The sequence below is a fragment of the Acinetobacter sp. FB genome, from assembly GCF_056033405.1.
Window position 1 is genome coordinate 3251911 of sequence record NZ_CM148502.1, and the last position, 13615, is coordinate 3265525.

A 13615-nucleotide genomic window follows, 5' to 3' on the forward strand; every position below is an offset into this window, starting at 1 on the left:
CCAAATCTTGAGATTGATCAGCTTTTCAATCATAAGATACTGTCTGCTTTAAATACAAATAAATAGCTTTCTCAATTTTTATAGCTCTTCCCAAGTAGCAATTAAGTCTTTTGCTGTAATAGACCAGACATATTTCCCTACCCATTCAATATTATGAGTGAACATTTTCTCATTATGTTCATAACCACTCCATGGATCAAAAAATAAAAACTCATCATAACGCCACATAAAGGGATTTACTGAGATATCTTTTTGATGGGGAATATTAAGTTCTAGCAAACCTTGATAAATCAATTTAAGTCGAAAAGGCTTTTCTTTATAGTCTCGATGGTCTTTCTTAATTAATGTAAGGATAAGGTGAGCTGTTTCTTTTCCAAAATCAATGATCTCAATATTCTGTAACTCACAATAATATGGAGCCGTTGAGCCACTTCCGCCATGCCAATGCTCGGAAGCAATAAGATCTAGAACACTCGTTGGTAATTTATTTCGATTTTCTCTTAAATATTTATTATAAGCTTCAAAAATATACTGGGAATTACCCATATGATCTAACTGATCACTTAATTTATAAACCATATTTGCTCTTTAAATACTATTTGTTTCATATATGGGCGAAATATACTACAACTATGTACAATATTTTTTCTTATTCCACTATATTTCTCCCCACGATAAAAAACACCCCCTCAGCATTAGCGGAGGGGGTGTTTGAATTTAAAAGCTGGCGATGACTTACTCTCACATGGCAAACGCCACACTACCATCAGCGCTAAGAGGTTTCACTTCTGAGTTCGGGAAGGGATCAGGTGGTTCACTCTTGCTATTGTCGCCAGCAAACTGTTTTGGCTTTCGGTGGTCTTACGTTTTTTGCCACTTATTACCGAAAGAGTTATTAACGGATTAGATTATTGGGTCTGTATTGTAACTAGTTTTCACACTAAATCAAGTTATGTATTGAATTTATCTTGAATACAACAACTGTTTGGGTGTTGTATAGTCAAGCCTCACGAGCAATTAGTATTGGTCAGCTTCACACGTCACCGTGCTTCCACACCCAACCTATCAACGTCCTAGTCTCGAACGGCTCTTTAGAGGAATAAATTCCTAGGGAAATCTTATCTTGAGGTAGGCTTCCCGCTTAGATGCTTTCAGCGGTTATCCCTTCCGAACATAGCTACCCGGCGATGCGACTGGCGTCACAACCGGTACACCAGAGGTTCGTCCACTCTGGTCCTCTCGTACTAGGAGCAGATCCTCTCAAATTTCCAGCGCCCACGGTAGATAGGGACCGAACTGTCTCACGACGTTCTAAACCCAGCTCGCGTACCTCTTTAAATGGCGAACAGCCATACCCTTGGGACCTGCTTCAGCCCCAGGATGAGATGAGCCGACATCGAGGTGCCAAACACCGCCGTCGATATGAACTCTTGGGCGGTATCAGCCTGTTATCCCCAGAGTACCTTTTATCCGTTGAGCGATGGCCCTTCCATACAGAACCACCGGATCACTAAGACCTACTTTCGTACCTGCTCGACTTGTGGGTCTCGCAGTTAAGCGCGCTTTTGCCTTTATACTCTACGCGTGATTTCCGACCACGCTGAGCGCACCTTCGTACTCCTCCGTTACTCTTTAGGAGGAGACCGCCCCAGTCAAACTACCCACCAGACATGGTCCTCGCCCCGGATTACGGGGCAGAGTTAGAACCTCAACATTACCAGGGTGGTATTTCAAGGACGGCTCCATTGGAACTAGCGTTCCAACTTCAAAGCCTCCCACCTATCCTACACAAGTAAGGTCAAAGTTCAATGTCAAGCTGCAGTAAAGGTTCACGGGGTCTTTCCGTCTAGCCGCGGGTACACTGCATCTTCACAGCGATTTCGATTTCACTGAGCCTCTGCTGGAGACAGCGCCGCCATCATTATGCCATTCGTGCAGGTCGGAACTTACCCGACAAGGAATTTCGCTACCTTAGGACCGTTATAGTTACGGCCGCCGTTTACTGGGGCTTCGATCAAGAGCTTCGCTTACGCTAACCCCATCAATTAACCTTCCAGCACCGGGCAGGCATCACACCCTATACGTCCACTTTCGTGTTTGCAGAGTGCTATGTTTTTAATAAACAGTTGCAGCGGCCTGGTTTCTGTGGCTGCCAATAGCTCAGGGAGCAAGTCCCATCACCGTCAGCAGCGTACCTTCTCCCGAAGTTACGGTACCATTTTGCCTAGTTCCTTCAGCAGAGTTCTCTCAAGCGCTTTGGTCTACTCGACCTGACCACCTGTGTCGGTTTCGGGTACGATTCCTGTGTAACTGAAGCTTAGAGACTTTTCCTGGAAGCATGGTATCAGCCACTTCACTGTACAAGTACAGCTTGCTATCAGTTCTCAGCATAGAGTACCCCGGATTTGCCTAAGATACATGCCTACAACCTTCCACCTGGACAACCAACGCCAGGCTGACTTAACCTTCTCCGTCCTCTCATCGCATTACACAGAAGTATTGGAATATTAACCAATTTCCCATCGACTACGCCTCTCGGCCTCGCCTTAGGGGTCGACTCACCCAGCCCCGATTAACGTTGGACTGGAACCCTTGGTCTTTCAGCGAACGGGTTTTTCACCCGTTTTGTCGTTACTCACGTCAGCATTCGCACTTCTGATACCTCCAGCATACTTCTCAATACACCTTCATCGGCTTACAGAACGCTCCCCTACCACTTGACTAATGTCAAATCCGCAGCTTCGGCACATAGTTTTAGCCCCGTTACATCTTCCGCGCAGGCCGACTCGACTAGTGAGCTATTACGCTTTCTTTAAAGGGTGGCTGCTTCTAAGCCAACCTCCTAGCTGTCTATGCCTTCCCACATCGTTTCCCACTTAACTATGATTTTGGGGCCTTAGCTGGCGGTCTGGATTGTTTTCCTCTTGACTACGGACGTTAGCACCCGCAGTCTGTCTCCCGGATAGTACTCATTGGTATTCGGAGTTTGCATCGGTTTGGTAAGTCGGGATGACCCCCTAGCCGAAACAGTGCTCTACCCCCAATGGTATTCGTCCGAGGCGCTACCTAAATAGCTTTCGGGGAGAACCAGCTATCACCAGGCTTGATTAGCCTTTCACCCCTATCCACAAGTCATCCCCTGGCTTTTCAACGACAGTGGGTTCGGTCCTCCAGTTAGTGTTACCCAACCTTCAACCTGCTCATGGATAGATCGCCTGGTTTCGGGTCTATACCCAGCAACTAAACGCCCTATTAAGACTCGATTTCTCTACGGCTCCCCTATACGGTTAACCTCGCTACTGAATATAAGTCGCTGACCCATTATACAAAAGGTACGCAGTCACCGAACAAGTCGGCTCCCACTGCTTGTATGCATGCGGTTTCAGGATCTATTTCACTCCCCTCACAGGGGTTCTTTTCGCCTTTCCCTCACGGTACTGGTTCACTATCGGTCAGTCAGGAGTATTTAGCCTTGGAGGATGGTCCCCCCATATTCAGACAAGGTTTCACGTGCCTCGCCCTACTCGTCATCATTGTGTGTGCCCTTTCGTGTACGGGAATATCACCCTCTACGTTCGCACTTCCCAGAGCGTTCCACTAGAACACACACAACTTAATGGGCTGCTCCCCGTTCGCTCGCCGCTACTAAGGGAATCTCAATTGATTTCTTTTCCTAAGGGTACTGAGATGTTTCACTTCCCCTCGTTCGCTTCATAAGCCTATGTATTCAGCTTATGATACCCGCCTTATAGCGGGTGGGTTCCCCCATTCAGAAATCTCCGGATCAAAGGATATTTGCCGCCTCCCCGGAGCTTATCGCAGGCTATTACGTCTTTCATCGCCTCTGACTGCCAAGGCATCCACCACATGCACTTAATTACTTGACTATACAACCCCAAACAGTCGTTAACACATACAAGTGAGTGTTAGCGTTGCAAACTTAATTGCTACTATTCGTTGTCTGTGAACTTAATCACCATACAGCTTCAATCTAAATTCATATACCAAAACGCTTGATTCAGTGTTTTTGCTAGTTCTCATTTTGTTCTTTCGAACAAATGAGTGAACAATTTATTTCAGACTCAATTTTCTAATCTGTTAATGATTAACTACCACCTCGTCGGTGAGCAGTAAACTGTGATAAATCACAGAGATTAATAAACCAGTCAACTTGGACTGTATTCACTAAACTCTATAATCTTCTTAGCTTTGAATTAAGTTCGTTTTTACAAACTCTTTTAATTCATGGTGGAGACTAGGAGAGTCGAACTCCTGACCTCCTGCGTGCAAAGCAGGCGCTCTACCAACTAAGCTAAGTCCCCAGCTTATCACTTAATGAACGACATATCTTTCAATCTAAGCTACTACAATCAGATTTGGTGGGTCTGACAAGACTTGAACTTGTGACCCCACGCTTATCAAGCGTGTGCTCTAACCAACTGAGCTACAGACCCTCAGATACATCTTCGAAGAACAACTTGTTGTGGATTCTTACCAGTCACCAATCTTTCGTTAAGGAGGTGATCCAGCCGCAGGTTCCCCTACGGCTACCTTGTTACGACTTCACCCCAGTCATCGGCCACACCGTGGTAAGCGTCCTCCTTGCGGTTAGACTACCTACTTCTGGTGCAACAAACTCCCATGGTGTGACGGGCGGTGTGTACAAGGCCCGGGAACGTATTCACCGCGGCATTCTGATCCGCGATTACTAGCGATTCCGACTTCATGGAGTCGAGTTGCAGACTCCAATCCGGACTACGATCGGCTTTTTGAGATTAGCATCCTATCGCTAGGTAGCAACCCTTTGTACCGACCATTGTAGCACGTGTGTAGCCCTGGCCGTAAGGGCCATGATGACTTGACGTCGTCCCCGCCTTCCTCCAGTTTGTCACTGGCAGTATCCTTAAAGTTCCCATCCGAAATGCTGGCAAGTAAGGAAAAGGGTTGCGCTCGTTGCGGGACTTAACCCAACATCTCACGACACGAGCTGACGACAGCCATGCAGCACCTGTATCTAGATTCCCGAAGGCACCAATCCATCTCTGGAAAGTTTCTAGTATGTCAAGGCCAGGTAAGGTTCTTCGCGTTGCATCGAATTAAACCACATGCTCCACCGCTTGTGCGGGCCCCCGTCAATTCATTTGAGTTTTAGTCTTGCGACCGTACTCCCCAGGCGGTCTACTTATCGCGTTAGCTGCGCCACTAAAGCCTCAAAGGCCCCAACGGCTAGTAGACATCGTTTACGGCATGGACTACCAGGGTATCTAATCCTGTTTGCTCCCCATGCTTTCGTACCTCAGCGTCAGTATTAGGCCAGATGGCTGCCTTCGCCATCGGTATTCCTCCAGATCTCTACGCATTTCACCGCTACACCTGGAATTCTACCATCCTCTCCCATACTCTAGCTTCCCAGTATCGAATGCAATTCCCAAGTTAAGCTCGGGGATTTCACATCCGACTTAAAAAGCCGCCTACGCACGCTTTACGCCCAGTAAATCCGATTAACGCTCGCACCCTCTGTATTACCGCGGCTGCTGGCACAGAGTTAGCCGGTGCTTATTCTGCGAGTAACGTCCACTATCCAGTAGTATTAGTACTAGTAGCCTCCTCCTCGCTTAAAGTGCTTTACAACCAAAAGGCCTTCTTCACACACGCGGCATGGCTGGATCAGGCTTCCGCCCATTGTCCAATATTCCCCACTGCTGCCTCCCGTAGGAGTCTGGGCCGTGTCTCAGTCCCAGTGTGGCGGATCATCCTCTCAGACCCGCTACAGATCGTCGCCTTGGTAGGCCTTTACCCCACCAACTAGCTAATCCGACTTAGGCTCATCATTTAGCGCAAGGTCCGAAGATCCCCTGCTTTCTCCCGTAGGACGTATGCGGTATTAGCATTCCTTTCGGAATGTTGTCCCCCACTAAATGGCAGATTCCTAAGCATTACTCACCCGTCCGCCGCTAAGATAAGGTGCAAGCACCTCATCTCCGCTCGACTTGCATGTGTTAAGCCTGCCGCCAGCGTTCAATCTGAGCCATGATCAAACTCTTCAGTTTAAAATCATTAGTAGCTTATGGCTACAAATCTTGGCTCATCAATTTTCTGACTAAAAATTCGCTCAAATAAACTTCGAGAAATTTCTACCATTCAATCAATGAAATATTTTCGATCGATCAACCAGTAAAAATCCACACAAGTTGTTCTTCTATTCTCTTAATGATCTTCTTGATGATTCGTCATCATCAAGCTAGGTCGGCTATGTTACTCTAATTTATCTTAAAGTCAACAGGTAATTTAGATATTTTTAAAACCTATCAATCAATCCAAGAACCCAACCAATCTAGCCAAATCCTTGTTTCTCAACAAGTTTTTATCTGCATCACCGCCGATGGATGTGCATTCTACAGCATTTCAGACTAGGTGCAAGCATTTTTAAAAATTAAATTATTCGGTTGTTTTATTTTTAAACTTTAACTCATCTAATTCACTGATTTATATAATTTAAAATTTATTAATTATCTTAAAAATGAATTTAAACAACGTAAACATCTGTAATTTAATGATTTTTTAATAAACACGCTTTAATTATCAGCGGAAAAACAACTTTATTTTTATATTTAGCTTTTATTTTAGCCACCCCACTTCGCTAAAAGCCTTTCCTGCATCCTCTTCATGCTTAAAATACACTCATCCAAATAAAAACAACGGCTTTGATACGCTCAAAACCGTTGTTTTCAATATTGCAGTCAGCATTTCGATTAAGAAGTTGTGCCTCTCACAATATTTAGGAAGTATAGATGACGTTCATATTGATCAATAATGTCTTGGATTAAATCTTCTTGCGTCCAATCCATCACATCATAGTTTTGTCCACCTTCTCTTAAAAAGACTTCTGCTTGGAAGTAATTGGCCTCATCTTCCTCTGCCCGCCCTAACATAAAGCTAGGTGGGACAGTGGCATGCGAAACCACTTTATAGGTAAAGTTAATTTCATGGTGATGATCGACATGCAATTGCAGACCATTTTCGATTTCACGAATCTCCACTTCCAAGTGACGGCGTTTGAATTCACGCTGAATACTTTCAAAAGCCTTACGAACTTGCGTGTCGATATAGTGCTGAACTTCAGTTTCAGTATGCGGATAATGCATGATTAAACCTAAACGCTGCTGCCAACTCCTTGGATTATTAATGGCACGCGGGGTAATACGCGCTTCCTGAATGGCTTTCATCTTAGTGACATCTAGCTTTAAGGCTTTGAGTAAGCCCCAACTCATCAGCAACATAATAAAAGTAAAAGGCAATGCACTCATAATAATAGAAGATTGCAATGCCGATAGACCACCAACCAACAATAGGATAATGGCCAATGCTGCCATCAACACCGTCCAAAACAGTCTTTGCCATGTTGGAGAGTTTTCGGTTTTAGCGGTGAGATAATCGGTAACCAAAGCACCCGAATCTGCTGAGGTCACAAAGAAAAGCATCACCAATACGGTCGCCATTAAACTCATCACACCCGAAAATGGCAAATGATTCAAAAACTCAAATAAAGCAACTGATGAATCCGTTTGCACGGCATGAAGCAAACTTACATTATGCTCCTGCATAATGCTAAACAGTGCAGCATTACCTAAAAAGCCCATCCAGATGATGGTAAAACCTGTCGGGATCAATAACACACCGACAATAAACTCACGGATGGTTCGGCCGCGCGATACACGGGCAATAAACATACCTACAAATGGCGACCATGAAATCCACCAAGCCCAATACATAATGGTCCAACCGCCAATCCAACCATTCGGTTGGTAGGCGTAGAGATTAAAAGTCATGCCAAATAGATTCGACATGTACGACCCCATATTTTGAATGGTGGTTTGCAGCAAATAAATACTTGGACCCGCAATAAACACAAAGGCCAATAACACCAAAGCTAGAATCAAATTCAGTTCGGAGAGACGTTTTACCCCTTTATCTAGACCTAAAAATACCGACATGGATGCCAAAGCACTGACAAAAATAATCAGGATCACCTGAACATTGCTGCTTTGTTCAATCCCAAAGAGATAATGCAAACCTGAATTGATTTGCGTCACACCAAAACCTAAAGAGGTCGCTACCCCAAAAACCGTACCAATGGTGGCAAAGGTATCAATACTATCGCCCCAAGGACCATAAATCTTCTTACCAATAATAGGGTATAAGGCTGAACGGGTTTTTAACGGCAGATTATGACGATAAGCAAAATAGGCCAAAGCCAATCCGACCACGGCGTAAATTGCCCATGCATGTAAACCCCAGTGGAAAAAGGTAATCCTTAAGGCTTGTTGTGCAGATGCGATACTTTCAGGATCACCACTCGGTGGGCTGACATAGTGCATCACAGGTTCAGCCACACCGAAGAACATCAAACCGATGCCCATACCTGCAGTAAACAGCATAGCAAACCACGAACCATTGCTATATTCAGGTTGGCTATGATCGGGTCCTAACTTGATTTTTCCACTGGCAGAACAGGCAATATAAATGAGTAAAAGCAGAAAAATAGCGACAGATAAAACATAAAACCAGCTAAAAGAATCTGTAATCGATTGCTTTAACTGTTGGGTGAGAAATTCAAATGAACTGGGTGCGATTACAACGATTGCGATAAAAATTGCAATGATAATCACCGTGCTTAAAAACACGTTTGGATTCACATTCGCAAATTGTGAAGACGGCTTGGAAGGCATAATTCCCCCATATTTTTTTAATGATAATGACAGACCCTAAGGGTCAAATAAGACATTCACAATGTGAACAAAAGCGAGTTTAAATTTTGCAAAAACTCGATATAAATTATAAAAAATGTGAAAAATATAGCAGTTGTAATGCTGTAACTGTATTTATTCTTTATCGCTCGATTGCTTAGGCAAATGGGCAATATATTGCAATGCAATTAATCGAGAAACCACGACAGCGAGATACATCACCCCACCAAACATTTGTAGCATGGTTAATACTCTAGCGGCTGGACTAATTGGCATCAAATCAGATAAACCCGTTGCTGATTGCAGACTAAAACTCAGAAATAATAAATCGAGCCAAACTTGTAAATCTTGTGGCTGATTTGGGTTTTGAAAACTATTGGGTAAAAGCAACTGGCAAATACTATATAAAAAGGCGAATGCCCAAGCGATGAGAGTAAAAACTGCGCCTGCAGCAAATAATTCATCTTTGGTGAGATAACGATCTGCAAACATATAACGTAATAATCCATAAGCCGCATAAAAATATGCTAATGCTTCAAAACTATAAGCGATGATTTGGATTGTCGAATTGTCATAGCCAATAAAAATTAAAATTGAAAACAGAAAAGCGCCACTGACAAAGATTAAGCCCCAAAATGTGAATACTGGTGTTTGGCGAATGACCTTAGCAATAATTAAGAGAGCTAAAACCCCTAGGGACCAAGTTAAGGCGCGATATTCACTATCTCCATAAGTCAACATCGCCATAACTAATAATGCCAATTGCACCAACAACAACCACGCAGAAGGTAATAAACGAAAACTGCCCCAAAATTGTTTTAAGCTTTGCATGTTGTTTTCCTTGTGATTGTTATGATTTTCATTAAGTTAATGGCATCACACCGTATCTAAAAAGGCAACAATCATTTTAGAGAGTTCTTGTTGCAAACGTTGTTCTTCAATTAAAAAGGTATTTTTACTGGCATAACGCATCATGGTAAATAAAGTACTGTTAATAATCACAAAAGACTTATGTTTTAAAGTCTCAAAATCCCAATGGGGGTAGTAACGTCCAAATAAGTACATACCCACTTCTAAGAAATGCTGCTCTAATACTTGTGCCGCTTCTGAATCACTATAGGCATGCCAATTTTTTAAGATTTCGATAAAGAAACCATGATCCGATTTCAATGATTCAAAACCAAAAGCGATACATAATGTGATGATGTCTTGAATAGCTGTTTGTTGTTGGAGCATCACTAACTGCTTTAGTGCTTGCCCTAAATTTTCGCTTTTACGTAACAATAGTTCAGCAACAATCTGTTCTTTATTTTCAAAATATTGATAAATTGATCCGACACTTACCCCTGATTTTTCAGAAATTTTAGGTGTTGTTAATTGTAATACACCATATTCAGAAATACATTTTTGCGTTCCCTCCAGAATACTTTCGACGATCATTTTTGCACGTTGCTGCTGGGGTCTTTTTCTCATGTTCAGCCTTTATTAAAACGCGAATTGAATACGAATATTTATTCATATTAAGCTTTGATTAAATAACATTCAAAGGCTTTCTACAATGCAAAGCATCATTAAACCTAAACGCTTAGCAGCGTTTGAAGACATGATTCAATCAAATATCAAAACCAAAATTCTGAGTTATATGACCCATCAACAGGTACAACCAAGCTATGAAGAGTATCAGACACTGAATACCGCCCTGCAAAGTGGTGATGAACCCATGGATCAATTGCTGCTATGGGTGCTCCAGAATCCAAAACAGCATCGTAAGTACTTTGAAACCGCTCTCTATGAAGGCCTTGAGAAATTACCACATGAGATTGCTGAACTGACTGCCTTCTTCCAGTTAGTGGAACAAAAACCTGATTGGTATGAGCAAGCCAAAGTCGATCAAGCACTTAAATTTACCTATCGCCTAGGCATCAATAACGGACTGATTCTACGAGATCTATCGCTAATGACAGGTTATTTGTACCCTGGTTTTAATCAACCTCTAGTCCTGACAGGTGCATTAAAAAAACAGGCAGGAACACGCTTAGCCGAAACAACTAAATGGTGGGTCGATATCACTGAGCAAGATGGTTTTGAACGTTTTAGCAAAGGCTTCACCTCTACTATTTTTGTGCGCTTCATTCATTCACTCGTACGCTATCAATTACAAAAATCTGAGAAATGGGATACCGAGACTTGGGGGCTACCTATTAACCAATATGATCAAGCAATGACCAATATTGCCTTTAGTGGTGTGGTATTGATTGGTATCAGGGCATTGGGAATTTTCCCTAGCGCACAAGAGATTGATAGTTTTTTACATTTTTGGAAATATGCGGGCTGGTTGATGGGCGTTGATGAAAAATGGTTAGTGGATAATGAAGCTGATGGCTGGAAACTCATGTACTGGATGCAGTTTGCACATCCTCAATCTGATGAGAGCAGTATTTCTCTGGGATCTAGTCTTTCCAAAGAACCCTTTGAACGGAAATATCGTTATCTACGCTCTTTTCAGCAAAAACTCGCCTATAAGCAACACCTCGAAATTACCCAGTTCTTTATTGGTCGTAAGAAAATGCAGAAATTGGGTTTAGCACCACAGTCAGCCTCATGGTTTGCTTATTATTTAATTGGCCGAAATCTCGCGCTCTATACAGGTGCCAAACATATCCCCAAATTAAATCAACTGCTTGAAGAAAAAGGGCGGCATTTGCAACGAATCGGTTTGTCACTCTATCGTAATCAAGCGCAACAACTGGCCAGTATGCATCAATAATAGAAAAAGCCCTCAAATGTTGAGGGCTTTAATTTTTAGGATTCGATCTACTTAGTGATCAGATGCACCAGAGATACCAATACCTGTTTGTGAACGAACAAACTGAGCATCGAACGCTTTACGCTCTTTCTCTGCACGCGCAGTTTTATCAGTTACTGAGAAGAACCAACAGCAAAGGAAAGATAATGGCATCGCGAAAATTGCAGGACCATTGAATGGATTCACTGCGGTATCTGAAATTTTCAACGTGTCAACCCAAACTGCTTTAGAAAGAATGATCAAGGTTACAGCAGTCACTAGACCAACAATACCACCAATTACTGCACCACGAGTCGTTAAACCTTTCCAGAACATAGACAATACGAGTACCGGGAAGTTTGCACAACATGCAACTGAGAATGCCAAACCAACCATGAACGCAACGTTTTGTTTTTCGAACAAAATCCCTAGAATCATGGCAAAGATTGCTAGACCTAAAGTCGCAATTTTTGACATACGTAATTCGGATTGAGGCGTAGTTTGACCTTTTTTGAATACGTTTGCATATAAGTCATGTGAAATCGCTGAAGCACCTGAAAGTGTTAAGCCAGCCACTACAGCAAGGATTGTTGCAAATGCAACTGCTGAAATGAAGCCCATGAACAAGTCGCCACCAACTGCATCACTTAAGTGAACCGCAGCCATGTTGTTACCACCAACCAACTCTAATTTACCTGTTACCGCTGCTTTAGCAACATCAAGGAACTGAGGGTTGTTTGAAACGAATAAGATCGCACCGAAACCAATGATGAAAGTTAATAGATAGAAGTAACCAATGAAACCTGTTGCAACTACAACTGATTTACGAGCTTCTTTAGCATCTTTAACAGTGAAGAAGCGCATTAAGATATGTGGTAAGCCTGCTGTACCAAACATTAATGCAAGACCAAGTGATAACGCATCAATCGGGTTTGCAGCCAATTTACCCGGCCCCATAATTTTTGCAGCTTCATCCCAGCTAATGCTGTGAGATTGGCTATACACACCAATCGCTTGATTGAACATGTTTGAGAAACTAAAGCCAACAGCTTTCATCACCATGAATGCCATGAATGTTGCGCCACTGAGTAACATTACGGCTTTAATGATTTGTACCCAAGTGGTTGCTAACATACCACCAAAAATTACGTATGCCATCATCAACAAACCGACGATTACCACCGCAATATTATAGTTCAAACCAAAAAGTAATTTGATTAACTGACCTGCTCCTACCATTTGAGCAATCAGATAAAATGCAACCACAACTAAAGAACTTAATGCAGCTAAGGTACGAACTGGTTTTTCTTCCAAACGGAAAGAAACTACATCAGAAAGATTATATTTACCTAAGTTACGTAAACGTTCAGCAACAAGGAAAAGTACGATTGGCCAACCGACCATGAAACCAAGTGAATAGAGCAAACCATCAAAGCCTGAACTGAACACAAGTGCTGAAATACCGAGGAACGATGCGGCTGACATATAGTCACCAGCAATCGCTAAACCATTTTGGAAGCCACTAATTCCACCACCTGCGGTATAGAAATCAGCTGTATTCGTGGTTTGTTTTGCTGCCCACTTAGTAATAAACAAAGTGAAACCAACAAAAATGGTGAACATGATGATTGCATGCCAGTTTGTTGCCTGTTGCTCTGCTGCACCTAAATCAGGGCTAGCAAATGCAACGTGAGAACAACATAGGCTTGCAAGCGCGAACAGTTTCGCTTTGAATGACGTCCCTTTCATCTCAGTGCATCCCTTTTTCATGTGTGATTGCCTCAACTTCCTTGAGAGCCTCTTCATTCAGCTGATCAAGTGTATTATTGGCGATGTATGAATAGACACCACACAATAAAAATGACAGCACGATAATGCCTAAACCGAGGGGCATGCCCCAAGTTGTTACACCACCACTAAAAGAACTTGCTAGGAACTCTTTGTTATAGCCAACTAAAAGCATAAATCCGACATAGATAAACAACATGATTGCTGTTAATGTCCAACTTAATGTACGTTTTTTGCTGACCATTTCTTGAAACTTTGGATTGTGTAGAATGCGTTCTACCTGTGAGTCATCCAT

7 protein-coding genes, 2 tRNA genes and 3 rRNA genes are annotated in these 13615 nt (G+C 42.8%); 1 reads left to right on the forward strand and 11 read right to left on the reverse strand.

Going from position 1 to position 13615, the window contains the following annotated elements:
• Positions 1–78 precede the first annotated feature (78 nt).
• The 9 genes from AC0JIQ_RS15490 to AC0JIQ_RS15530 form a co-directional block, all read right to left on the reverse strand.
• Positions 79–579 (reverse strand): hypothetical protein, encoded by a 501-nt coding sequence (locus AC0JIQ_RS15490; RefSeq protein WP_346511831.1) that lies wholly within the window; start codon positions 577–579, stop codon positions 79–81.
• 143 nt (positions 580–722) lie between these two features.
• Positions 723–837: ribosomal RNA gene (rrf, locus tag AC0JIQ_RS15495) — 5S ribosomal RNA — on the reverse strand.
• Positions 838–996: 159 nt separating this feature from the next.
• Positions 997–3887: ribosomal RNA gene (locus tag AC0JIQ_RS15500) — 23S ribosomal RNA — on the reverse strand.
• 359 nt (positions 3888–4246) lie between these two features.
• A tRNA-Ala gene (locus AC0JIQ_RS15505) sits at positions 4247–4322 on the reverse strand.
• Positions 4323–4377: 55 nt separating this feature from the next.
• Positions 4378–4454 (reverse strand) — tRNA-Ile (locus tag AC0JIQ_RS15510).
• Positions 4455–4513: 59 nt separating this feature from the next.
• Positions 4514–6050 (reverse strand): 16S ribosomal RNA (locus AC0JIQ_RS15515).
• The 16S, 23S and 5S rRNA genes sit together here with 2 tRNA genes alongside, the layout of an rRNA operon.
• 702 nt (positions 6051–6752) lie before the next feature.
• Positions 6753–8729: a BCCT family transporter gene (locus AC0JIQ_RS15520; protein ID WP_474202154.1), complete on the reverse strand. Its 1977-nt coding sequence runs from the start codon at positions 8727–8729 to the stop codon at positions 6753–6755.
• A 153-nt stretch (positions 8730–8882) separates the two neighbouring features.
• Positions 8883–9578 (reverse strand): ion channel, encoded by a 696-nt coding sequence (locus tag AC0JIQ_RS15525; RefSeq protein WP_046739247.1) that lies wholly within the window; start codon positions 9576–9578, stop codon positions 8883–8885.
• Between the two features lie 45 nt (positions 9579–9623).
• The gene (locus tag AC0JIQ_RS15530) at positions 9624–10220 is read right to left on the reverse strand and encodes a TetR/AcrR family transcriptional regulator (protein WP_241307767.1); all 597 of its coding nucleotides are present in this window, start codon (positions 10218–10220) and stop codon (positions 9624–9626) included.
• Positions 10221–10305: 85 nt separating this feature from the next.
• Here AC0JIQ_RS15530 and AC0JIQ_RS15535 point away from each other — a divergent pair, with 85 nt between their 5' ends.
• Complete coding sequence (locus AC0JIQ_RS15535; RefSeq protein WP_474202155.1) at positions 10306–11514, forward strand: oxygenase MpaB family protein; 1209 nt, start codon at positions 10306–10308, stop codon at positions 11512–11514.
• A gap of 51 nt (positions 11515–11565) precedes the next feature.
• On the opposite strand, the gene AC0JIQ_RS15540 is transcribed toward AC0JIQ_RS15535, so the two are convergent.
• Positions 11566–13281, reverse strand: a complete 1716-nt coding sequence (locus AC0JIQ_RS15540; protein WP_034602099.1) for a cation acetate symporter — start codon at positions 13279–13281, stop codon at positions 11566–11568.
• A 1-nt stretch (position 13282) separates the two neighbouring features.
• A complete protein-coding gene (locus tag AC0JIQ_RS15545) occupies positions 13283–13615 on the reverse strand; it encodes a DUF485 domain-containing protein (protein ID WP_050041932.1) in 333 nt (110 codons plus the stop codon).